The sequence below is a fragment of the Streptomyces sp. NPDC005722 genome, from assembly GCF_040630935.1.
Classification (GTDB): Bacteria; Actinomycetota; Actinomycetes; order Streptomycetales; family Streptomycetaceae; genus Actinacidiphila.
The window spans coordinates 74647-97435 of sequence record NZ_JBEXYN010000023.1; the positions used below are offsets into that span (position 1 = coordinate 74647).

General features: G+C 74.8%; 19 protein-coding genes, 2 pseudogenes and 1 riboswitch. Of the genes and pseudogenes, 8 read left to right on the forward strand and 13 right to left on the reverse strand.

Annotation, left to right across the window (positions count from 1 at the left end; translation table 11 throughout):
* Nucleotides 1-31 precede the first annotated feature (31 nt).
* From cobC to ABZ479_RS25005, 10 genes and pseudogenes are all read right to left on the reverse strand, one after another.
* The gene (gene cobC / locus ABZ479_RS24960; protein WP_500463680.1) at nucleotides 32-1408 is read right to left on the reverse strand and encodes an Rv2231c family histidinol phosphate aminotransferase CobC; all 1377 of its coding nucleotides are present in this window, start codon (nucleotides 1406-1408) and stop codon (nucleotides 32-34) included.
* 137 nt (nucleotides 1409-1545) lie between these two features.
* Nucleotides 1546-2025 (reverse strand): annotated as a pseudogene (locus ABZ479_RS24965) (cobalamin biosynthesis protein); the annotation flags it as partial.
* Nucleotides 1953-3314, reverse strand: a complete 1362-nt coding sequence (locus tag ABZ479_RS24970) for a cobyrinic acid a,c-diamide synthase CobB (RefSeq protein ID WP_500463629.1) — start codon at nucleotides 3312-3314, stop codon at nucleotides 1953-1955. The gene ABZ479_RS24970 and the pseudogene ABZ479_RS24965, both read right to left, overlap by 73 nt.
* On the reverse strand, nucleotides 3308-3904 hold the full coding sequence (gene cobO / locus ABZ479_RS24975) for a cob(I)yrinic acid a,c-diamide adenosyltransferase (protein WP_499511157.1): 597 nt from the start codon (nucleotides 3902-3904) through the stop codon (nucleotides 3308-3310). The genes ABZ479_RS24970 and cobO overlap by 7 nt, the downstream gene beginning before the upstream one ends.
* Nucleotides 3904-5922: a putative cobaltochelatase gene (locus tag ABZ479_RS24980; protein ID WP_500463630.1), complete on the reverse strand. Its 2019-nt coding sequence runs from the start codon at nucleotides 5920-5922 to the stop codon at nucleotides 3904-3906. The genes cobO and ABZ479_RS24980 overlap by 1 nt, the downstream gene beginning before the upstream one ends.
* Nucleotides 5923-6001: 79 nt before the next feature.
* Nucleotides 6002-7513 (reverse strand): cobyric acid synthase, encoded by a 1512-nt coding sequence (locus ABZ479_RS24985; RefSeq protein ID WP_500463631.1) that lies wholly within the window; start codon nucleotides 7511-7513, stop codon nucleotides 6002-6004.
* Nucleotides 7510-8502 carry a cobalamin biosynthesis protein gene (locus ABZ479_RS24990; RefSeq protein WP_500463632.1) on the reverse strand — a complete coding sequence of 331 codons (993 nt, stop codon included), beginning with the start codon at nucleotides 8500-8502 and terminating at the stop codon, nucleotides 7510-7512. Before ABZ479_RS24990 ends, ABZ479_RS24985 begins: the two co-directional genes overlap by 4 nt.
* A gap of 54 nt (nucleotides 8503-8556) precedes the next feature.
* Nucleotides 8557-8682, reverse strand: a riboswitch (cobalamin riboswitch).
* 155 nt (nucleotides 8683-8837) lie between these two features.
* Nucleotides 8838-9077 (reverse strand): hypothetical protein, encoded by a 240-nt coding sequence (locus ABZ479_RS24995; protein WP_500463633.1) that lies wholly within the window; start codon nucleotides 9075-9077, stop codon nucleotides 8838-8840.
* Between the two features lie 37 nt (nucleotides 9078-9114).
* A complete protein-coding gene (locus ABZ479_RS25000) occupies nucleotides 9115-10329 on the reverse strand; it encodes an inorganic phosphate transporter (protein WP_500463634.1) in 1215 nt (404 codons plus the stop codon).
* Between the two features lie 847 nt (nucleotides 10330-11176).
* Nucleotides 11177-12568 (reverse strand): NAD(P)/FAD-dependent oxidoreductase, encoded by a 1392-nt coding sequence (locus tag ABZ479_RS25005; RefSeq protein ID WP_499606206.1) that lies wholly within the window; start codon nucleotides 12566-12568, stop codon nucleotides 11177-11179.
* A gap of 118 nt (nucleotides 12569-12686) precedes the next feature.
* Here ABZ479_RS25005 and ABZ479_RS25010 point away from each other — a divergent pair.
* The 3 genes and pseudogenes from ABZ479_RS25010 to ABZ479_RS25020 all read left to right on the forward strand — a co-directional run.
* Nucleotides 12687-13337 (forward strand): annotated as a pseudogene (locus ABZ479_RS25010) (class II aldolase/adducin family protein); the annotation flags it as partial.
* 230 nt (nucleotides 13338-13567) lie between these two features.
* Entirely contained in the window at nucleotides 13568-14680 is a 1113-nt protein-coding gene (locus tag ABZ479_RS25015) for an alpha/beta hydrolase (RefSeq protein ID WP_500463635.1), read from the forward strand.
* Between the two features lie 125 nt (nucleotides 14681-14805).
* The gene (locus tag ABZ479_RS25020) at nucleotides 14806-16188 is read left to right on the forward strand and encodes a hypothetical protein (protein WP_499606208.1); all 1383 of its coding nucleotides are present in this window, start codon (nucleotides 14806-14808) and stop codon (nucleotides 16186-16188) included.
* Nucleotides 16189-16194: 6 nt separating this feature from the next.
* On the opposite strand, the gene ABZ479_RS25025 is transcribed toward ABZ479_RS25020, so the two are convergent.
* Both ABZ479_RS25025 and ypfJ read right to left on the reverse strand, forming a co-directional pair.
* The gene (locus ABZ479_RS25025) at nucleotides 16195-16605 is read right to left on the reverse strand and encodes a VOC family protein (RefSeq protein ID WP_500463636.1); all 411 of its coding nucleotides are present in this window, start codon (nucleotides 16603-16605) and stop codon (nucleotides 16195-16197) included.
* 121 nt (nucleotides 16606-16726) lie between these two features.
* The gene (ypfJ, locus tag ABZ479_RS25030) at nucleotides 16727-17629 is read right to left on the reverse strand and encodes a KPN_02809 family neutral zinc metallopeptidase (protein WP_499606210.1); all 903 of its coding nucleotides are present in this window, start codon (nucleotides 17627-17629) and stop codon (nucleotides 16727-16729) included.
* Between the two features lie 229 nt (nucleotides 17630-17858).
* On the opposite strand from ypfJ, the gene ABZ479_RS25035 reads away from it, so the two are divergent.
* The 3 genes from ABZ479_RS25035 (at nucleotide 17859) to ABZ479_RS25045 (ending at nucleotide 20967) form a co-directional block, all read left to right on the forward strand.
* Nucleotides 17859-19457, forward strand: a complete 1599-nt coding sequence (locus ABZ479_RS25035; protein WP_500463637.1) for an ABC-F family ATP-binding cassette domain-containing protein — start codon at nucleotides 17859-17861, stop codon at nucleotides 19455-19457.
* A gap of 377 nt (nucleotides 19458-19834) precedes the next feature.
* Nucleotides 19835-20056, forward strand: a complete 222-nt coding sequence (locus ABZ479_RS25040; protein ID WP_499606212.1) for a helix-turn-helix domain-containing protein — start codon at nucleotides 19835-19837, stop codon at nucleotides 20054-20056.
* Nucleotides 20057-20175: 119 nt separating this feature from the next.
* Nucleotides 20176-20967 (forward strand): enoyl-CoA hydratase/isomerase family protein, encoded by a 792-nt coding sequence (locus ABZ479_RS25045; protein ID WP_500463638.1) that lies wholly within the window; start codon nucleotides 20176-20178, stop codon nucleotides 20965-20967.
* Nucleotides 20968-21216: 249 nt separating this feature from the next.
* Here ABZ479_RS25045 and ABZ479_RS25050 read toward each other — a convergent pair whose 3' ends face one another.
* Nucleotides 21217-21927: a hypothetical protein gene (locus ABZ479_RS25050; RefSeq protein ID WP_500463639.1), complete on the reverse strand. Its 711-nt coding sequence runs from the start codon at nucleotides 21925-21927 to the stop codon at nucleotides 21217-21219.
* A gap of 157 nt (nucleotides 21928-22084) precedes the next feature.
* On the opposite strand from ABZ479_RS25050, the gene ABZ479_RS25055 reads away from it, so the two are divergent.
* Both ABZ479_RS25055 and ABZ479_RS25060 read left to right on the forward strand, forming a co-directional pair.
* Entirely contained in the window at nucleotides 22085-22573 is a 489-nt protein-coding gene (locus ABZ479_RS25055) for an Asp23/Gls24 family envelope stress response protein (protein ID WP_499606215.1), read from the forward strand.
* Nucleotides 22574-22605: 32 nt separating this feature from the next.
* A complete protein-coding gene (locus tag ABZ479_RS25060) occupies nucleotides 22606-22788 on the forward strand; it encodes a hypothetical protein (protein ID WP_499606216.1) in 183 nt (60 codons plus the stop codon).
* The last annotated feature ends 1 nt before the right edge of the window (nucleotide 22789 follow it).

The following is a 22789-nucleotide window of genomic DNA, read 5'->3' on the forward strand; positions in this document are numbered from 1 at the left end:
CGGCGCGACGGGCCGTCCGGCCCGTGCGGTGTCAGGTGGCGAGGGTCTTCGAGAGGGCGGTCGCGAAGCGGTCGGTCGTGGCGGGGTCGCGGACGGCGATGCGGAGCCAGTCCGGGGAGAGGCCGGGGAAGGTGTCGGCGCGGCGGACGGCGAAGCCGAGGTCGCGCAGGCGCTCGCGGACGGCGGCCGCGGCCGGGAGGCGCAGGAGGACGAAGGGGCCGTGCGCGGGGCCGGCGACCTGGACGTCGTCGAACTCGGCGAGCCGGCGCAGCAGGTGGGCCCGGTCGGCGGTGGTCCGGCGGGCCGCCTCCGCCGCCTCCGCGAGGGCCGCGGGGGCGCTGCAGGCCTCGGCGGCGGTGAGACCGGGCGCGGAGACCGCCCACAGGGGCTGGGCGCGGCGCAGCGCCGCCACGCACTCGCGGTCGCCGAGGACGTAGCCGACGCGCAGGCCCGCCAGGCCCCAGGTCTTGGTGAGGCTGCGCAGCACCACCAGGCCGGGCAGGTCGCGGCGGGCGGCGAGGCTCTCCGGCTCGCCGGGCACCGCGTCCATGAAGGCCTCGTCGACGACGAGGGTGCGGCCCGGCCGGGCCAGTCGGGCCAGGTCCGCGGCGGGGTGCAGTACGGAGGTGGGGTTGGTCGGATTGCCGACGACGACCAGGTCGGCCGCCTCGGGCACCGCCCACGGGTCGAGCCGGAAGCCGTCCTCCGCCCGCAGCACGACGCGGTGGACGGGGTGCCCCGCGTCGCGCAGCGCCGCTTCGGGTTCCGTGAACTGCGGGTGCACGACGACCGCGTGGCGGGCACCGGTGGTACGGGCCAGCAGGACGAACGCCTCCGCAGCACCGGCCGTGAGCAGCACCTCCTCCACCGGGCGGCCGTGCCGGGCGGCGACCGCCCGGTGCGCGGCGCGGTCGTCGGGGTAGGCGGCCAGCCCGTCGAGGGTGGCCGCCAGGCGTTCCTTGAGCCACCGCGGGGGCGTCCCGGCGCGCACGTTGACGGCCAGGTCGGTCAGGTCCCCGCCGCCGTCGCGGACCTCCGCGTCGCCGTGGTGCCGCAGGTCGTGGCCGCCGTCGACGTCGCCCCCGCCGGGTTCCCGTCGTACGGCCCCGTCGCCGGGCGGTGCGTGCCGTACGTCGACCTCGGGGCGCGCCTCGGCCCAGCCCTCCGTCTGCTGCCCGACCCGCGCCTCCGAGGCGGCGTCGGCGGCGAAGCAGGTCAGCACGACGATCCGCCGGGCGCCGAGCCGTGCGCAGCGTTCCAGGCCCGCGGGGACGTCCGGCGCGGCCGTCGTCAGGAAGGCGGTCTCCACGCCCGCGTAGCCCCGGCCCTCCCACAGCAGCCGTGCGGTACGGGCCACTTCGGCGTTGTCCGCGGCCTCGGGGGAGCCGGCGCCGACCAGCAGCACCATGGTCGCCGCCCGGTCCAGCGGCGTACGGCGGCCGCCGCCGAGCGCGGCGTCGACGCGCCGCTCCAGCACGTCCGCGGGCGGGGGGTTGATCACGGTGCCGTCTCCTCCGTCGTGCCGTGCGTGCCGTGCGTGCCGTGCCCGGGCGTACGCCGCCGCGCCACCGCGGCGGTCGCCCTCGCCGCACCACCGTCCCCGGGGGCGGACTTCCTCTTCCGTACCAGCAGTTCGCCGCCGGGCGCCGCCGTCAGCGCCGCGGCCTCCGCCACCGAGGGCGTGCCGACCGCGGCCAGCGCGGCGCCCGAGGGGGTGGGCACGGCGACCGCGGCCAGCGTACGTGCGTCGTACGTCACCAAGGGCACGCCCAGCCGCTCCGCCGCCTCGACGAGGCCCGGCTCACCGGCCTTGCCGGCGACGGTCGCCAGCGCCGTGACGGACGCCTCCGGCATGCCGGCCTCGGCGAGCACGGACCGTACGAGCGCGAGCACTTCGGCCGCCGCGACACCGCGTCCCGCCCCGACGCCGACGACGACGCCCCCGGGGACGCTCACGAGGGTGCGCCCGCCCCGGCCGCGCAGGAGGCGACGAACCGCCGCGCCAGGGACGGCTCGGCGGCCCAGTGCACGTGCAGGTACGAGGCGTGGACGCCGCCCCGCACGAAGCCCTCCGCGCGCCGTTCCGGCCGGACCAGACCCCACGCGGGCGTGGCCCCGGCGGTGGGTTCCACGACGGTGCGGTGGAACTCGTGGCCACGCACCCGGGTCCCGGCGGCCGCCAGCGCGTTGTCGGCGATCGCGACCGCCTCGCGGTAGCCCAGCATGAGCCGGTCCGACATACGGGCCGTGGTGTCCAGCACCCCGCACATGGGCCGCCCGTCCAGTTCCCGCCCGAGGTAGAGCAGGCCCGCGCACTCCGCGGTCACGGGCCCGGAGAAGGCGGCGACGGCCGTGCGCAGCGGCTCGTTGGCGGACAGCTCGTGGGCGTACATCTCGGGGAAGCCGCCCCCGATGACCAGCCCCGCCGCCCCGTCCGGCAGCCGCTCGTCGCGCAGCGGGTCGAAGGTGACGACCTCCGCCCCCGCCGCGGTCAGCAGTTCCACGTGCTCCGTGTACGAGAAGGTGAACGCCGCGCCGCCCGCCACGGCGACCCTGGGCCGTGCGGCGCCCGGTTCTACGGGGCCGGCCGCGGTCTGCGGGTCCCAGGGCCCGTCCGCGAGCGGCGGGGCGCTGCGCGCCAGCGCCAGCAGCGCGTCCAGGTCGCAGCCCGCCCGCACCCGGGCGGCCAGCGCCCGTACGGCGTCGACGGCGTCCGCGCGCCGCTCCGCGACCGGGACGAGACCCAGGTGCCGGGAGGGCGTGCCGACCGCCGTGTCACGTCGCAGCGCACCCAGCACGGGCACGCCCGCGCCGTCCAGGGCGTCGCGCAGCAGCTCCTCGTGGCGGTCGGAGCCGACCTTGTTGAGGATGACGCCGGCGACCCGTACCTCCGGGTCCCAGGAGGCGAAGCCGTGCACCAGCGCGGCCACCGAACGGGACTGCGAGGAGGCGTCCACCACCAGCACCACCGGCGCCCGCAGCAGCTTCGCCACGTGCGCGGTGGAGGCCAGCTCGCCCATCCCCGAGGCGCCGTCGAAGAGCCCCATCACGCCCTCGACGACCGCGAGATCGGCGCCGCGCGCCCCGTGCAGGAACAGCGGCGCGATCCGCTCCGGGCCGCACATGTACGCGTCCAGGTTGCGGCCCGGACGGCCGGTGGCCAGGGCGTGGTAGCCGGGGTCGATGTAGTCGGGCCCCACCTTGTGCGGGGACACCGCGAGCCCCGCCTCCGCGAAGGCGGCCATCAGCCCCGTGGCGACGGTGGTCTTGCCGCTCCCCGAGGCGGGGGCCGCGACGACGAGTCTGGCTACCACTCGATGCCCTTCTGGCCCTTCTGGCCGGCGTCCATCGGGTGCTTGACCTTGCCCATCTCGGTGACCAGGTCCGCGAAGTCCAGCAGCGGCTGCGGGGCGTTGCGGCCCGTGATGACGACGTGCTGGGTGCCGGGACGGTCGCGGAGCACCGAGACCACCTCGTCGGTGTCGATCCACCCCCAGTGCAGGGGGTAGGCGAACTCGTCGAGCACGTACAGCCGGTAGGTCTCGGCGGCCAGGTCCCGCTTGACCTGCTCCCAGCCCTCGCGCGCCGCGTCCTCGCTCTCGGAGATGTCCCGCTGCACCCAGGACCAGCCCTCGCCCATCTTGTGCCAGGCGACGGTGCCGCCCTCGCCGGAGGCACCGAGCACGCGCAGCGCCCGCTCCTCACCGACCTTCCACTTCGCCGACTTGACGAACTGGAACACCCCGACCGGCCAGCCCTGGTTCCAGGCCCGCAGCGCCAGCCCGAAGGCGGCGGTGGACTTCCCCTTGCCGGTGCCGGTGTGCACCATCACCAGCGGCCGGTTGCGACGCTGACGCGTCGTGAGGCCGTCCTGCGGCACGACGCTCGGCTGTCCCTGTGGCATTACGCGGCCCTCCGTACATCCCGTACCAGTGCCGCGACGCTGTCCGCGCGCAGCTCGTCCAACGTCACGGCGGTGCCGTGCAGTTCGCGTGCCAGCTCGCCCGCGAGCCCCAGCCGCACCGGGCCGGACTCGCAGTCGACGACGACCGAGGCGGTGCCCCCGGCCGCCAGCAGCCGTGCCGCGCGCGCGGCCGTGCGCACCGGCTCGGGCCCGCCGGTCGCCCGCCCGTCGGTGACCACGACCAGCAGCGGGCGGCGCGAGGCGTCCCGCAGCCGCTCCACGCGCAGCACGTCGTGCGCCTTCAGCAGCCCCGCGGCCAGCGGGGTGCGGCCGCCGGTGGGCAGCTTCTCCAGGCGCGCCGCGCCCGCGTCGACCGACGAGGTCGGCGGCAGCGCCAGTTCCGCCGTCGCGCCGCGGAAGGTGATCAGGCCGACCTTGTCGCGCCGCTGGTAGGCGTCGAGCAGCAGCGACAGCACCGCGCCCTTGACCGCGCTCATGCGCTGCCGGGCGGCCATCGACCCGGAGGCGTCGACGACGAAGAGCACCAGGTTCCCCTCGCGGCCCTCCCGTACCGCCTCGCGCAGGTCGTCCCGGCGGATCACCAGGCCCGGTCCGCCGCGCCCGCGCGCACGCTGGTGCGGGGCGGCCGCGTGCACGGTGGCGGCCAGGTGCAGCTTGGACAGGGTGCCGCGGGGGCGCCGGGCGCCGGTCGTCCTGCCGTGCGCGGTACGGGCCCGGGAACGGCGGCCGGCGGCGCCCTCGCCGAGGCCGGGCACGGTCAGTGCACGGGCCTTGAACGGCTCCGCCGCGGGCACCGCGGCGCGCTCCCCGCCGCCCGGAACGGCGTCCGCGCCCTCCGCCCGCGGCTCCGACTCGGCCGGCTCCCTGGGCGGCGCGATGTCGGTCCCGGTGTCCGGGGCGCCGTCGTCACCCTGCGGCGGACGGCCCCCGCCGGGGCCGCCGTCCGGGCCCGGATCGGGGTCGGGGTCGGGGTCGTCGTCCTCGCCGCGGTTGCGCTCCAGGGTCTCGTCGAGCTTGTCCTCGTCCAGGCCCGGTGCGTCGAAGGGGTTGCGGCGGCGGCGGTGCGGCAGCGCGAGCAGCGCGGCCTGCCGTACGTCGGCGTCGGTCACCTCGGTACGCCCGGCCCAGGCCGCCAGCGCGGTCGCCGTGCGCGCCATGACGATGTCCGCGCGCATCCCGTCCACCTCGAAGGCCGCGCAGGTCGCGGCGATCTGCCGGAGCGCCCCGTCGCCGAGCCGCACCGACGGGAGCAGCGCGCGGGCCGCGGCGATCCGCTTCCGCACCTCCCGCTCCTCGTCCTGCCAGGCGTCGGCGAACCCCGCCGGGTCCGCGTCGTAGGCCAGACGCCGCCGGACGACCGCCACCCGCTCGTCGGTGTCCCGGGAGGCCGCGACCTCCACGGTGAGGCCGAAGCGGTCCAGCAACTGCGGCCGCAGCTCGCCCTCCTCGGGGTTCATCGTGCCGACGAGCAGGAAGCGCGCGGCGTGGCGCACCGAGACGCCCTCCCGCTCGACGTAGGAGGCGCCCATGGCGGCCGCGTCCAGCAGCAGGTCCACCAGGTGGTCGTGGAGCAGGTTGACCTCGTCCACGTACAGCACGCCGCGGTGCGCGTCGGCCAGCAGACCCGGTTCGAAGGCCTTCACGCCCTCCGCCAGGGCCCGTTCGATGTCGAGGGCGCCGACGAGCCGGTCCTCGGACGCGCCGACCGGCAGCTCCACCATGCGCGCCGGGCGGCTCTCGGCGCCGGCGTCCGGTCCGTGCGGCCCGTCCGGGCACGCCGGGTCGGGAGCCGCCGGGTCGCAGCCGAAGCGGCAGCCGGGCACGACGTCCACGGGCGGCAGCAGGGCCGACAGCGCCCGTACGGCGGTCGACTTGGCGGTGCCCTTCTCGCCGCGGACCAGCACACCGCCCACCGCCGGGCTGACCGCGTTCAGCAGCAGCGCCAGCCGCAGGTCCGCCATCCCGACGATCGCCGTGAAGGGATAAGGGGTGCTCACGCGTCCTCCTGGGTCGAGCGGTCGTTGCGGTTGCGGCGGTCGTCGCGGAGGGCCCGGCGCGCGGGCCGCGACGGGGTGTTCACGGTGCCCCCGGGGGCACGAAGGGCAGGCCGGCAGGGGGCCCCTGCTCGATCAGGCGGAGCAGGGCGCCGGTGTCGGCGTGCTCCTCGACCAGATCGCCCAGCCGGTCCAGTTGCTCCTCGCGGAGCGCGCCGAAGGCGGTGTCGGGGGCGGGGACGAAACGCCGCCCCGCCGCCCGGGCGACGCGCCGCAGGAAGGCACGGCGGAAGCCGTCGCTCTCCAGCGAGCCGTGCCAGTGGGTGCCCCAGACGGCGCCGCTGCGGCAGCCGTCGAGGAAGGGCTCGTCGCCGCCGCGGACGTCGGCGACGCCGTGGTGGATCTCGTACCCCTCGACCGGCTCGCCGTACGCCTTGCCGGCGGGGCGGGCCAGGGTCTTCTGCACGGCGAAGCGGACCCGCACCGGCAGCAGCCCGAGCCCGGGGACCGTGCCCGCCCGCGACTCGACGTCGTCCTCGATCGTCTCGGCGAGCATCTGGAAGCCGCCGCAGACGCCCAGCACCGGACGGCCCTCCGCGGCCCTGCGGACGACCGCGTCGGCCAGGCCCCGCTGCCGCAGCCACTGGAGCGCCTTGACGGTGCCGCGGGTGCCCGGCAGCACCACGAGGTCGGCGTCGGCGAGCTCCTCCGGCCGGTCGACGAAGCGGACGACGACACCGGGCTCGGCGGCGAGCGCGTCCACGTCGGTGAAGTTCGACATCAGCGGGACCGCCGCCACGGCGACCCGCAGGACGTCCTCGCCGTGCGGCGGCGCCGTGGCCGACTCCCGGACGGTGCCGCGCAGCGACATCCGCAGCCCGTCCTCCTCGTCGATGCCGAGGCCGTGCCGGAAGGGCAGCACCCCGTAGAAGGGGCGCCCGGTCAGCCCGCGCAGCATCTCGAGCCCCGGCTCCAGCAGCGACACGTCGCCGCGGAACTTGTTCACCAGGTAGCCGCAGACCAGCTCCTGGTCCTCGGGGGCGAGCAGCGCCGTCGTCCCGAAGAACGAGGCGAACACCCCGCCCCGGTCGATGTCGCCGACCACCACCACCGGCAGCCGGGCGGCCCGCGCCAGGCCCATGTTGACGATGTCGCCCCGCCGCAGGTTGATCTCGGCCGGGCTGCCGGCGCCCTCGCAGATCACCGCGTCGTACCGGCCGCGCAGCTCCTCCAGGCAGTCCGTGACGGTCCGCAGCAGCTCCGCGCGGCTCCCGTTGTGGTAGCCGCGCGCGCTCATCTCGCCCACCGCGCGCCCCAGCAGGACGACCTGGCTCGTCCGGTCCCCGCCGGGCTTGAGCAGCACCGGGTTCATCAGGGCCGTGGGCTCCACGCGGGCCGCCTGCGCCTGCATCGCCTGGGCCCGGCCGATCTCGGCGCCCTCACGGGTGACGTACGAGTTCAGCGACATGTTCTGCGCCTTGAACGGCGCCACGGACACACCCTGCCGCGCCAGCCACCGGCAGATCCCCGCCGTGACGACGCTCTTGCCGGCGTCCGACGTGGTCCCCGCGACCAGCAGGCCCCCGCCCCTCATGCGTGCCTCCTCCGACTCCGGGCGACCGCGCCCCACGCCAGGCGTCCGCCCACCGCGACCGCCAGCGCCAGCGCGCCGACCCGCCGCGACAGGCGTGCCGCCCGTTCGATGTCCCCTGCCTCCACCGGCCGGTTCCCCGCCCCGAGCACGGGCCGGTGCTCCACCCGCCCGCCATAGGCAAGCGTCCCCCCGAGGCGTACGCCCAACGCCCCCGCGAACGACGCCTCCACGGGCCCCGCGTTCGGGCTGGGGTGCCGGGAGCCGTCCCTGCGCCAGGTGCGCCACGCCCCCCAGGGGTCGGGGCCGGCGAGCACCGCGAGCGCGGCGGTCAGCCGGGCGCCGGGGTAGCCGGCCACGTCGTCCAGCCGGGCCGCGGCCCAGCCGAACCTCCGGTGCCGCGGCGACTTGTGACCCACCATCGCGTCGAGGGTGTTCACCGCCCGGAAGCCCACCAGCCCGGGCACGCCGCCCAGCGCGCCCCACACCAGCGCGCCGACGACGGCGTCCGAGGTGTTCTCCGCGACGGACTCCACGACCGCCCGCGCCAACTGCGCCTCGTCCAGCGCCTGGGGGTCGCGGCCGCACAGATGGGGCAGCCGCTCGCGTGCCGCCTCCGTGTCACCGGCGGACAGGGCGGCGCCGATGGCCCGCGCCTCCCGGACCAGGGAGGTCCCGCCGAGCACGGCCCAGGTCGCAGCCGCCGTCAGGGCGACGGACGCGGGGCCGGAACGGCGCACCGCACGCTGCAGCCCCGCAGCGGCCGCCACGGCGCCGCCCGCGCACAGGACGGTGTGGAGGGCGCCCCTGCCGCGGTGGTCGCGCCACAACGCGCGCTCCAGGCGGGCGGCGGCACTCCCGAACACCGCCACGGGGTGACCGCGCCGCGGGTCGGCGAAACCGAGGTCGGCGAGCCAGCCGAGGGCCGCACCGGCGGCGAACACGCACGGCGCCGCGGCGCCGGTGTCGGGTGAACGGCCGGAGCCGCGCATCGCAGGAGTCCTCACTCAGGGTCCGCGCCCTGGTTCGACGTGACCGGCGACGAGAGTCTCCTGGCTCCCGGATCGGCGGCACCCCCGGCCTTCCAGCCCTTCCTCGGGCCGTGGCCATGGGCGGGGGTCCGCTCCCCGGTGACAGTGGCGGGACCGCGCCGGATTCGCACCGGACTTCCTCTCCTGCCGCCGTTTGGCGGTTCCGATACCACCACGGGCCGCTCCGGCCCGTCAACTCACCGCCACTGCCTGTGGAAAAGAAGAAACCCCAGCTCACGGCCGGAAAGCCGGGAGCTGAGGTCAACTTCACACCGCGGTGCGCGGTGACGTGCGGGTCAGGCGACGATCAGGTGGATCCCGTACGCCACCGCCGCCGCGCAGAGCGCGAAGCACAGGTAGGCGCCGGTGCGGGCGAGGGCGGTGGAGCCGCCCGTGGTGGAGGTGCCCGTCTCGCCGCCGTCCGTGCCCTGCTTGGACAGGCCGACGATGCCGAGGGTGAACAGGCCGACGAGTCCGACGGTCACGGCGAGGCTGACGCCGAAGACGGAGCCGAGGGCAGCCCAGTCGATGTGCATGGTGCTGGTTCCTTCCGGGGCCGGTGCGGCGCCGCCGTCAGGCGGAGGCCTTGGCGGGGTCGGTGTCGGCGGCGGTCGCGGTCAGGCCCGCGGGCGGCGGGATCACGGCGGCGATGGCCGTCGTGATGACGCCCGGCTCCTGGTCGTCGTGGGCGGCGTTGACGTTGGTGTGGTCGACGGGCTTGCGGCGGGAGGCGATCCAGATCGTGGTGCAGGCGGCCAGCGCCAGGACGGCGACCGCCGTGACGCCCCAGTCGCCCTGGTCGGCCAGGAGCGCGGCGCCGGCGGCGACCAGGCCCGCGGCCGGCAGGGTGAGCCCCCACGCGGCGAACATCCGTCCCGCGGTGCTCCAGCGGACGACGCCGCCCTTGCGGCCGACGCCGGCGCCCATGACGGAGCCGGAGCAGACCTGCGTGGTGGAGAGCGAGAAGCCGAGGTGCGAGGAGGCCAGGATGACGGTGGCGGCGCCGGTCTGGGCGGCGAAGCCCTGCGGCGGCTGGATGTCGGTGATGCCCTTGCCCATGGTGCGGATGATCCGCCACCCACCGATGAAGGTGCCGAGCGCGATGGCGAGGCCGGCCGAGACGATGACCCACAGCGGCGGGTCGGAGTCGGGGGCGACGACGTTGCCGGCGATCAGGGCGAGGGTGATGACACCCATGGTCTTCTGCGCGTCGTTGGTGCCGTGGGCGAGCGAGACGAGGCCGGCCGAGGCGATCTGCCCGGCCCGGTAGCCCTTGGCGGTGGCGGCCGGGTCGGTGTTGCGGCCGATGCGGTAGGTCAGGCGGGTCGCCAGCATCGCGGCGACACCGGCGACCACCGGGGCGCAGACGGCCGGGATCAGGACCTTCATGACGACCGCGTCGCCGTTGATCGAGCCGAATCCGGCCGAGGCGACGGAGGCGCCGATGAGGCCGCCGAAGAGGGCGTGGGAGGAGCTGGAGGGGAGGCCCGCCAGCCAGGTCAGCAGGTTCCAGACGATCGCGCCGACGAGCCCCGCGAAGATGACCTCGGGCTTGATGCCCGTGCTCTCGTCGAGGATGCCGCCGGAGATCGTCTTCGCCACCTCGACGGAGAGGAAGGCGCCGACGAGGTTGAGCACGGCGGACATGGCCACCGCCGTCTTGGGCTTGAGTGCGCCAGTGGAGATGGTGGTCGCCATCGCATTGGCGGTGTCGTGGAAACCGTTCGTGAAGTCGAACACGAGTGCGGTAATGATCACGATTCCGATCAGGAGCGTGATGTGTTCCATTGACCCAGGCATTCGTTCGATCGGACAGTGGCGGTGGCGACCGTACGGAGTCTGGATGAACGGAAGGTGAACGCGGGACGGCGTGGCGGTGCCGGTGGGTGCGGGGGGTGTGGGGTGGGTTGCGCTTCGCCCGGTTATCGATGCTTCTGTGAACTTTTGGCCGTGCCTTCCCGGTGCGGCGGAAGAGATCCTGGTCACGAGGGGTCGGACGCGGTGGGTGGTTGGTTGGGTGGGTGGGTGCGGGTTCGTCTCGCGCCCTTCGGGCGCACAGCGGCGGGCTGCGGAGGGGAGGGTGGGGGTCCGGGGCTTGTCGGCAGTGTGCGGGCGCGTGGGTGGCGGGCGTTCAGGCGCCGGAGCGGGGTGCCTCTCCCTTGGCGGAGGTCTCGTTGCCGTCCGCGGGTATAGATGGCCGGTTGCCACGCCATCCGTGGGTGGTGGGCGCGCCCGCCGTTACCTGCGTCTGCGGGTATTTCGGGGTGCTGTCGGGCGGTCGGCGGGAGATCGGGCCCGCTTTCAGCGGTATAGCCGTCGAAACAGAGCCCGATGTCGGGATCGGGGAAGCACCCGCAGACGCCGGTTACGGCGGGCGCGCCACGCACGAACGGTGGGCGTGGTCACCGGCCATCTGCACCCGCGGACGGCAACGAGACCGGCACCAGACGAACAACCAGCCCCGCTCCGGCGCCTGAACCCCAGCCACGCACCGCCCCGCAGACTGCCAACAAGCCCCGAGCCCCTACCCTCCCACCCGCAGCCGGCATCTTTGCGCCCGCAGGGCGCGAGACGGCGCGACAGCCGAAGAACCGGCGCACCACCCACCGGCGCCGCACCCACCGGCCGAATCCCCTTAGTGGCGGCCCGAGATGCGGTCCGCGATACGCGCCACCCGGTCGGTCTCCGCGCTGCGTCCGGCCTGCTCGCGGCGGTCGGCGGCGCGGTAGGCCGCGTACAGCCCGTGCACCCCGATCCACCGGAAGGGCTCGGGCTCCCAGCGGCGCACGCGGTGGTGCACCCAGGGCAGGGCCGTCAGCTCCGTGCCGTGCGCCTGGCCGGAGTCCAGCTGGACGAGGTCCCGCAGCGTCCGCGCCGCGAGGTTCGCCGTCGCGACGCCGCTGCCGACGTAGCCGCCCGCCCAGCCGAGGCCCGTCGAGCGGTCCAGTTCGACGGTCGCGCACCAGTCGCGCGGTACGCCGAGCACCCCGGACCAGGCGTGGTCGACCGCCACCCGTCCCGTCGCCGGGAAGAAGCGCACCAGGATCTCGCGCAGTGCCTCCACCGTCGCCGCCTGTGTGCGGCCGTCGTTGTCCGTGCGCGAACCGAAGCGGTACGGCACCCCCCGGCCGCCGATGGCGATCCGGTCGTCGGCGGTGCGCTGCGCGTACATGTACGCGTGCGCCATGTCGCCGAGCGCCTCCCGGCCCTCCCAGCCGATGGTGTCCCAGACCTCCGCGGGCAGCGGCTCCGTCACGATCATCGACGAGTTCATCGGCAGCCACGCCCGCTTCTGGCCCTTGATCGAGGCGGTGAAGCCCTCCGTGCAGCGCAGCACGTAGGGGGCGCGCACGGTCCCGAACGGCGTGACCGCGTGCTTCGGCCGGATCTCGGTCACCGGGGTCGACTCGTGGACGACGACGCCGAGCGCCTCCACCGTCCGGGCCAGCCCCTGCACCAGCTTCACGGGGTGGACGCGCGCCCCGTGCGGCGTCCAGGTGCCGCCGGCCGTCCCGGCGACCCGGATCCGCGCGGCGGACTCGGCCGCACCCAGCAGCACCCGGTCCTTCTCGCCGAAGGCGACCTCGGTCTCGTGGAACGCCCTGAGCCGGGCCAACTGCGCGGGGGAGTGGGCGACCTCCAGCACCCCGCCCTTGTGGACGTCCGCGTCGATGCCCTCCTCGGCCGCGACCCGGATCACCTCGTCCACGGTCCCGTTCATCGCGCGCTGCAACGCCACGGCGGCCTCACGGCCGTGGAGCGCGGCGTAGCGGTCGCGGCCGGCGATGCCGTTGTACAGCCAGCCGCCGTTGCGTCCCGAGGCGCCGTAGCCGCAGAAGCGCTGCTCCAGGACGACGATCCGCAGGAAGGGCACGGCCTTCTTCAGGTAGTAGGCGGTCCACAGCCCCGTGTAGCCGCCCCCGACGATGCACACGTCGGCCGTGGTGTCCCCGGGCAGCGGCTCACGCGGCACCGGGAGCCCTGACTTCGCGTACCAGAAGGAGATGCCGCCGTTGACGGTGGTCATGGTGCCCCTGCAATTCGTATGCGTGATCGGTCCGTAAGGGTGTGCCGGGACGTTACTGTGCCCCGAGAGCGGGCGGCAACGGCCAACCTGTCAGGATCAGCGCTCGGAGGTGGCACGGATGTCGGTGCGGAACACGGTGGCGCGGGCCTGGACGGAGCTGGTGGACACGGCCCGCCGCTCCGTCGACGACGGCCTCGTGGTCGGCACGTCCGGCAACGTCTCGGTGCGGGTGGGCGACGACCTCGTGCTCGTCACCCCCAGCGGGGTGCCCTACCACCGCCTCGGACCGGAGGACACGGTCGGGGTCGGCCTGGACGGCAAGCAGGTGCTTGGCGCGCTGCGCCCGACCAGCGAGCTGGCGATGCACCTGGCGATCTACCGCCACACCGACGCGGGCGCCGTCGTGCACACCCACGCCGTGCACGCCACCGCCGTCTCCACGCTCCTCTACGAACTGCCCGCCATCCACTACATGGCCGCGGCACTGGGCGGCCGGATACGCGTCGCCGACTACGCGACCTACGGCAGCGAGGAACTGGCCGCCAACGTCCTGCGCGCGCTCCGCGACCGTACGGGCTGCCTGCTGCGCAACCACGGCACCATCGTCTACGGCGACGACCTCGAGCAGGCCTACGACCGCACCGCCCAGCTGGAGTGGATGTGCCAGGTCTGGCTCGCCGCCCGCTCGGTGGCCGGGTTCTCGCCGTCGCTGCTCTCCAAGCGCGAACTCGCCCGCGTCGCCGAGCGGCTGCGCCAGTACGGCCAGCCCGGGGACGAGGCGGCGGAGGAGCCCGAGGGGCACGGGGTCCGCGGGGCCGGCGACGCGTACGAGGTCCAGGACGAGCACGACGCCCACGAGGCCCGGGGGGAGCGCGCCGGGCACCGGGCCGCCCGCGCCGACGTCCCGCGGCCCCGCGAGGCCCACGAGGACGAGCGCGACTGAGCCCGGACGGTCCCGCCCACTGGCCGCCCCGGGTGCGCGCGCGGACACTGGAGGGGATGCGCCTCACCACCGCGGCGGCCCTCGCCGCCACGACAGCGTTCGGTGCCGGGGCGGCCGCCGTGGCGGCCGGGCGGCACGTCTCCGAGCTTGCCCTGCGGCCGACCGCCTACGGCATCGACCCTGACCCGCTCACCGTCCACGCCGTGACCGGGCGGGACATCACCCTCACCCGGACCCTCGGCACGGTCCGGCGCGGTGTGCACGGCCTGATCGCCGCCGGGGTGCACGTCACCGTCGGCGAGGTGCTCTCCACGGCCCCCGACTCGGTGACCCGTCGTCTGGTGCGCATCAACCGCGGCGGCGTCGCGCCGGGCGACCAGGTGCGGCTCACCCCGCAGGTGCACATCGGCACCCCGGGCTCAGCCCTCGGCCTGGAGTACCGGGACGCCGAGATCCCCGCCGAACTCGGCCTGCTGCCCGCCTGGTTCGTGCCCGGCGCCCGTGACACCTGGGTGGTGCTCGCGCACGGCCTCGGCACCTCCCGCGAGCTCGGCATGAACCTCATGGCGTTCCTGGCCAAACTGCGGCTGCCCGTCCTGGCGTTCTCCTACCGCAACGACGCCGGGGCGCCCCCCTCCTGGGACGGCATCGGCCACCTCGGCGACTCCGAATGGCGCGACCTCGACGCGGCGATGCGCTACGCGGTCCGGCACGGCGCGCGCCGGCTGGTGCTGCACGGCTGGTCGACCGGGGCGACGATGGCGCTCCGGGCCGCCTGCCACTCCCCGCTGCGCGCCCTGGTGTCCGGGATGGTCCTGGACTCCCCGGTGCTCGACTGGCAGGACACGGTCCGCGCCGCCGCCACCGCGCGGGGCGCGCCCCGGGTGCTGCTGCCGCTGGGCGTGCGCGCCACCGAGGGCCGCACGGGCCTGCACGCGGAGCGGATCGCCGAGGCCGCCCACCCGGAACGGCTGGACGTGCCCGCGCTCGTCTTCCACGGGCCCGACGACTCGCTCGCCCCGTGGGGTCCGTCCCGTCAACTGGCCCGGGAGCGCCCGGACCTGGTCACGCTGCACGCCGTCGGCGGCGCCTCGCACGCGGCCATGTGGAACGCGAACCCCTCAACATACGAGGAGGCCCTCCGGCGCTTCCTCACCCCCCTCCTCTGAGGCCTTCCCTACTTGGTCCTTATGTCTCGACAAAAGCGCATGTCTCAGCCCAATTCGGACGCCGTCCATCACGCTACGGGGACGCTCGTTTGGGTTTCCGGGTGCTCACCCGCAAGACTGCTCCCGTGACGTCCCGTATCCCGCGAGACACTCCGCTGCGTCTTGTCCCGCGCAGGCCACTCGCCACCGCGCGCCGTGCCGCCACCACGCGGCGAAGCCGCCCGCCGCGGCCGCCGGAGGGAATCCCGGCACTGCCCGAGCTCGCCCGCAGGGCGCGCACCGAACTCTCGGACGCCGTACGGCTGGCCCGCTGGGCCGAGGCGGAGACCGGCGCCGCCGCCCCCGGGACCGCCGGGATACTACGGGACCCCGACGTGCTGCGGGCCGTCGCCGCCCTGGGCCTGACGGAGCGGAAGGTGCGCGCCGCCTGGGACCGGGCCCGGCTGACCGGCCTGATCGAGCTGCACAAAGGAGGCGCCGCCCGGCCCGGCTGGCGACTGCGTGCCTGGGACCGCGACGACACCGCCGTGCTGCGCGGCTGGGTCGCGCTCTTCGACGCCTGGTCGCTGGCGCACCCCGCGGCGCTCGAGCCGGAGTGCGCCGACGCCGACCCCTCGCTCGTCGCCGAGGTCGTCGAGGCCGCTCCGCAACTGCTCTCCCTGCTCCACCTCTCCTCCGGTCCGGTCGCCGTGGCCGTACTGCTGGACCTGTTGCGGCAGCGTGTGGCCGAGCTACGCGCGGAGCGCCACGAGCCCCCGGCCGGCGGGGGCCGCGATGAGCTGCCCGCGCTGCTGGACTGGACGCTGGACGCGCTCGCCCGCGTCGGCGCCCTGCGGCCCCGCGACCCGGCCCGCCCCGGCGAGGTCACCATCACCGCGCTCGGCAGCTGGGCGGTGTGGGTGAAGCTGGAGCAGATCTGCGTGGCCGCGCAGGGCCCCGCCGGGCACTTCGAGCACTCCGCGGAGGAGATGCTCAAGGCCTGCATCGGGATGCCGCCCGGCGCCGCCCGCGACGAGTACAAGGCCTGGCTGGCCGCCCGCCCGGTGGCCCAGGCGGTGGGCGAGTTCCTGGACGTGGCCCGCGGTGACGACGCACTGCTGCGCGCCCTGGCCTTCGAGGCGCTGCGCGTCGTCGGCGGCCCCGCGGAGCCGTCCGTCCGCGCCGTCGTCGACGAGGCCGGCCTGCGGCCCTACGCGCTGCTGTGGCTCGCCGAGCACGAGGGGGCGGACCCCGAGGACGTCGCCGCGCTGCTCACCCGTGAGGAGTCCACCTGGCTCTGGGTCGACACCGCCGCGGCCGTCGCCGACCACGGCGAGAGCCACCTGCTGGTGAGCCACCTCGAGACGGCCGTCCAGGGCTCCGTCACCCGCCTGCTGGAGGAGCTGCGCCACGCCGGCCACCCCCGCACCGTCCAGGTGCTGGTCGCCCTCGCCGCCGCGCACCCCGACCCGGCGCTGTCCAAGATGATCCGCCGGGCCGCCTTCCAGGTGCACACCGGGGGAGAGTGACCGGGGCTACCCCGGTATCCGCGGCACGTACGTGCCGAAGGACCAGAGGTTGCCCTCCGGGTCGCGGGCCGTGTAGTCCCGCGACCCGTACTCCTGGTCGGTGAGCGGCAGCACGACCTCGGCCCCGGCGGCGACGGCACGCTCGTGGTGGGCGTCGGCGTCCTCCACGACGACGTACACCGACGCGGCGCCCAGGCCCGCGGCGATCCGGCTGAAGGCGGTGCCCGACCGCTCGCTGCCGAGCATCACCACGCCGTTGCCGTACGCGAGTTCCGCGTGCTCCACCACGCCGTCCTCGCCCTCGTGCACCGCGACCTCGGTGAAGCCGAAGGCCTCCTCGAGGAAGACCACGGCGGCCTTCGCGTCCTTGTAGCGCAGCGTCGGGCAGACGGTGGGTGCGGTTGCCTCGCGGGCCATGACGATCACTCTCCCCTTCCGGGACCTGACGTCCTGTGCGACGTGGATCACAGTCTGGCAGGGGGGTCCGACAATGGCCCCGCGCACGGACAAAGCGCCCGGTCAGGCCACCCGTAACCCGTCACCGCGCGAACGTGTCGCAGTCGCCGGGGTCGCCGCTGTCCAGCCCGGTGGTGAACCACTGCTGCCGCTGCGCCGACGAGCCGTGGGTCCAGGACTCCGGGGTCACCCGGCCCTGCACCCGGGACTGGATCGCGTCGTCGCCGACCGCCGCGGCCGCGTCCAGCCCCCGCCGGATGTCGTCCTCGTCGAGCGCGCTGATCATCGGGCTGCCCGTGTCCTCGTCCAGGGTCCGGGTGGCGTTGTGCGCCCACACGCCCGCGTAGCAGTCGGCCTGCAGCTCCACGCGCACGGAGTTGCTGCTCGGGCCGGTGAGCCGGTCCTGCGCCTTGCCCAGCGTCCCCACCAGGTCCTGCACGTGGTGCCCGTACTCGTGCGCGACGACGTAGCTCTCGGCGAACGGCCCGCCCTCCGCGCCGAAGCGGCTGGTCAGCGTGGAGAAGAAGTCGAGGTCCAGGTAGACCTTGCGGTCCACGGGGCAGTAGAACGGCCCCGATGCGGGGTCCGCGACCCCGCACCCGGTGCGGATCGGCTGGTCGAAGAAGACGGTCGGCGCGGGTTCGTAGGTCATGCCGCGCTTGCGGAACTCCGAGGACCAGTACGCCTGCACGTTGTTGATCACCGCGACCATGCGGCACTCCTGGCGCGCGTTGGCGTCCGCGCCGGTGCGGCAGCCTTCGGCGAGGTCCGAGCCCGAGGTGGTGCCCGGGGCCTGACGCGGGGGATCCGAGGAGAGCCCCAGCTGGTCGGGGCTGATGCCGAAGATCAGCCCGATCACCACGACGATCAGCCCGATCAGACCACCACCGACCGCCTTGCCCCGCGGCCTGCCGCCGAACCGTCCGCCGCTCCGCTGGTCCTCCACCTGGGACGTGTCGAGCGATGCGTCGTCGTCGAACTGCATACCTCCGATTATCGGCCGTCGTGTCCCTCCCGGCCCGTCGCGGCCGGTGGGGCGGCCCCCGCCCCGGGCCCGTCCCGGCCCACCGGCCGAAAACCGCTTGCCGGGCACCCGTGCCGCCCCCGGTAGACTGGAGGCATGGCAGTGATCCGCACGCATTAGACGGCGTCCGACCGCGACCACCGCGAACCCCCGTCCGACTGCCGTCCGCCACGCCCAGGAGTTTCTTCCCGTGATTACTGCCACCGGCATCGAGCTGCGCGCCGGAGCCCGCGTCCTCATCGAGTCCGCCTCCTTCCGCATCGCCCGCGGCGACCGCGTCGGCCTGGTCGGCCGCAACGGCGCCGGCAAGACCACCCTCACCAAGGTGCTCGCGGGCGAGGGCCTGCCCGCCGCCGGCACCGTGACGCGTTCCGGTGAGGTCGGTTATCTGCCCCAGGACCCGCGCACCGGCGACCTCGACGTCCTGGCCCGCGACCGCATCCTCTCCGCCCGCGGCCTGGACACCGTCCTGCGCAAGATGCGCGAGAACGAGGAGCGGATGGCCAACGGCAAGGGCGCCACCCGCGACAACGCGATGAAGAAGTACGCGCGCCTGGAGACCGAGTTCCTCACCAAGGGCGGCTACGCCGCCGAGGCCGAGGCCGCCACCATCGCCGCCGCCCTGGGCCTGCCCGACCGCGTCCTGGCCCAGCCGCTGCACACCCTCTCCGGCGGTCAGCGCCGCCGCGTCGAGCTGGCCCGCATCCTCTTCTCGGACGCCGACACCCTGCTGCTCGACGAGCCGACCAACCACCTCGACGCCGACTCCATCCTGTGGCTGCGGGACTTCCTCAAGACCTACCGCGGCGGCTTCATCGTCATCTCCCACGACATCAACCTGGTCGAGACGGTCGTCAACAAGGTCTTCTACCTGGACGCCAACCGCTCCCAGATCGACGTCTACAACATGGGCTGGAAGCAGTACCTCACCCAGCGCGAGGCCGACGAGAAGCGCCGCAAGCGCGAGCGCGCCAACGCCGAGAAGAAGGCCGCGACCCTCAACGCCCAGGCCGACAAGATGCGCGCCAAGGCCACCAAGACGGTCGCCGCCCAGAACATGGCGCGCCGCGCGGACAAGCTGCTGTCGGGCCTGGAGGCGGTGCGGCAGTCCGACAAGGTCGCCAAGCTGCGCTTCCCCGACCCCGCGCCGTGCGGCAAGACCCCGCTCACGGCCGAGGGGCTGTCCAAGTCGTACGGCTCGCTGGAGATCTTCACCGACGTCGACCTGGCCATCGACAAGGGCTCCCGGGTGGTCATCCTCGGCCTCAACGGCGCCGGCAAGACGACGCTGCTGCGGCTGCTGGCGGGCGTGGAGCAGCCGGACACCGGTGCGGTCGTCCCGGGCCACGGCCTCAAGCTCGGCTACTACGCCCAGGAGCACGAGACCCTCGACGCCGACCGCACCGTGCTGGAGAACATGCGCTCCGCGGCCCCGGACATGGACCTGGTCGCCGTCCGCAAGATCCTCGGCTCGTTCCTCTTCTCCGGGGACGACGTCGACAAGCCCGCAGGCGTGCTGTCCGGCGGCGAGAAGACCCGGCTCGCGCTGGCCACGCTCGTCGTCTCCAGCGCCAACGTGCTGCTGCTCGACGAGCCCACCAACAACCTCGACCCGGCCAGCCGCGAGGAGATCCTCGGCGCGCTGCGCACCTTCACGGGCGCGGTCGTCCTCGTCACCCACGACGAGGGCGCGGTGGAGGCCCTCCAGCCCGAGCGGATCATCCTCCTGCCCGACGGCGTCGAGGACCTGTGGGGCCAGGACTACGCCGACCTCGTCGCGCTCGCCTGATCCTTCCGGGGCCCGCGGCCGATCATCCGTGTGGATCACTCCACTGGATCATTCGGCCGACGGGTGATCCTTCATCTGTGTGAGACGGGCTCGTACTCCGGCGCGGGAACGTGCGAAATACCGGACGTACGAGCGGATCAGCCGCGTCACATGAGAGAACTCCTTACCGGCCCGGATGACCTGCTCTTTCTCCGCGGCACTCGGGAGGCGGCCCGGGAAGGCTGTGCGGAATGCCGGATTCCACCCCTCCGGCACCGCGTGTTCGCGTCAACGGGGCGCCAAATGTTGTCGCACGGACCTTGCCGAATGGGTGGCCAGGAAGTCTCCTAGGGGTGATCATGAGAGTCACAGAGCGCACTTCCCTAGAGGAGGCACGGGTGGCCGAGACTCTGAAGAAGGGCAGCCGGGTGACCGGCCCCGCGCGCGAAAAGCTCGCGGCAGACCTCAAGAAGAAGTACGACGGCGGAGCAAGCATCCGGGCGCTGGCCGAGGAGACCGGCCGCTCGTACGGCTTCGTCCACCGGATGCTCAGTGAGTCCGGCGTGACCCTGCGCGGTCGCGGCGGAGCGACACGGGGCAAGAAGGTTTCCACGGCCTGACGCGGCCGGGCTCCTTGCGCAGCGGCTCGGAGTCGTGGCAGAACCACCCGGTCGCGGGAACGGCCGACCGGGTGGTTACTCTTCGGTAATCCAGACTGCGGATCGCCAGGAGGTGCCCGATGTCCGACCCCACTGTGCTGCTGGAACGTGACGGCGTACGACTCGTGACGGAGGATTCCGTCGCAACCGTCACGCTGTGCAACGCGGCCAAGCGCAACGCCCAGTCGCCCGCCCTGTGGCGGGCGCTGGTCGAGGCCGGTCGGCTGCTCCCGGGCAGCGTCAGGGTCGTCGTGCTCCGCGCGGAGGGCGTGTCCTTCTCCGCGGGGCTGGACCGGCAGGCCTTCACGCCCGAGGGCTTCGACGGCGAGCCGTCGTTCATCGACCTCGCGCGCGCTCCCGAGGGCGAACTCGACGCGACCATCGCCGAGTACCAGTCGGCCTTCACCTGGTGGCGGCGGAACGACCTCGTCACCATCGCCGCGGTGCAGGGGCATGCCATCGGGGCGGGCTTCCAGCTGGCCCTCGCCTGCGACCTGCGCGTCGTCGCCGACGACGTGCAGTTCGCCATGCGCGAGACCAGCCTGGGCCTGGTCCCCGACCTCGCCGGCACCAAGCCGCTGACCGAACTGGTCGGCTACGCCCGGGCGCTGGAGATCTGCGCCACGGGCCGCTACGTCGGCGCCGAGGAGGCCTGCGCCACCGGTCTCGCCAATGTCGCCGTCCCCGCGGCCGAGCTGGACGCCACCGTCAAGGACCTGGCGGGCGCGCTGCTGGCCGCGCCCCGCGACGCCGTGATCGAGACGAAGGCCCTGTTGCGCGAGGCCTCCGGCCGTACGTACGAGGAGCAGCGCGTGGCCGAGCGCGCCGCCCAGGGCCGCCGCCTGCGGGACCTGGCGGGCGTGGGGGAGTAGCCGCCCGGCCTGTTTCACGCGTCGTACGTCGCCGGGGCGCCCGAGCGCGGGCCCGGCCTCGCGACGGGGACGCCGGTCCGCTGACGTGCGGGCCCGGGCCGCTCGTGCGTCTCCGCGACCAGTGCAGCAGCTGCGACGGCGTCGCCGCGGTGGCGGTGGGCCGACCGGCCGTCGCCGGCAGGATCACGCCGTCGGCCGGGCACCGCACGGCCCTGGACAGCCCGGGTGCCGCGCCCGGCCGCGGCGTGCTCAGCCTGCGCCGATGTCGGTGACCACGACGGTCGTGACGTCCTGCGTCACGGCCGTCACCGCCAGGGCCACCGCCCGCGCGACGTCCAGGGCGCGGTGACCCGCGGCCACCGCGATCTGCACCTGCGACGGATGGCGCTGCCCGCCGAGCCGCGAGGTCAGCCCGGCGACCCCGGGGACCCGCGTCGCGGCGCGGCCCGCGGTGGTGGCCGGCACCGCGCCCTCCGGGGGGCCGGGGTCCTCCGGCGGTTCGACGGCCTGCGCGGGGTGCTCCGCCGGGGCGGCGTCGCCGTCCAGCAGCCCGGTGACCGCCAGGTCGATCGCCTCCGGTTCCAGCCCGAGGCCCTCGGTGGCCGCCCGCCACAGTGCGTCGCGCAGCCGCCCGGCCGACTCCGGCAACGGGCGCTCCGGGGTGGCCTCGAAGCGGGCCTCCACGCGCAGCGGCCGCCTCGGCAGGGCCCCAGCGGGCGCCGACTCCGGCAGCGTTCCGGCCACGTCGCACGGTTCGCCGTCGGGGCCGTTCGGCGCGTCCACCGTGCCGACGCGCAGTGCGCCCAGGCGGATCCCGGGCACCGCCTCGGCGGCCGCGCGCAGCATCCCGGCCGCCGCCTGCTCGGTGACCCACGCCGTGTCCGCGGGCCCGCCCAGGGGGAGGACCCGGCCGTGCCCGAGTTGCCGGCGCACCGCACGAGCCAGCCGGTCCGCGGTCATCGGCCCTCGTCTCCCTCCGCCGCGCGCGTGCGCGCGTGCCGCCATCCTGTCCCTGATCGCTGCATCCTCACGGCGCGACGGGGCATGCCCACATAGTGTGGTGCACGGAGCAGCCCGTACCGCTCCCGCCGTCGGAAACCCGAAGGGAAGAGGTGCGATGACCGAGACCGCTCCGCAGGCGGAGGGGGGCCGGACCCTGGAGAAGGGGAGCAGCCCGGCCGGAAACGGCACGTCAGGGCGGCGCGCGCCCCTGGGCGATCCCGCGACACGCGGGCGCACCACCATCGCGGACGGCGTGGTCGAGAAGATCGCCGGGCTCGCGGCGCGCGACGTGGAGGGCGTGCACGCCCTCGGCTCCGGCGTCTCCCGCGGCTTCGGCGCGGTCCGCGACCGGGTGCCGGGCGGCAGGTCCGTGACCCGCGGGGTGCGGGCGGAGGTCGGCGAGGTGCAGGCGGCCCTCGACCTGGACATCGTCGTCGACTACGGGGTCTCCATCGTGGCGGTCGCGCACGGGGTGCGCGAGAACGTCATCGCGGCGGTGGAACGGATGACCGGCCTGGAGGTCATCGAGGTCAACATCGCGGTGGGCGACGTCAAGCTCCCCGAGGACACGGACGACGACGACCAGGAGCAGCGGGTCCAGTGACGGGCCCCGGGTGGGACACAGGGAGCGGAACGATGAGCATGGCCGTGCTCGGCTTGATCGTCGGGATGGCGCTCGGATTCGCCGGGTTCTTCGGCGGGTTCGCGGCCTTCCTGCTGGTGGCGGCGCTCGGCGCCGTCGGGTTCGTCGTCGGCCGGTTCCTCGACGGCGACCTGGAGCCCGGGGAGTTCTTCCGCAGCCGTGACCGGAGGCGGTGAG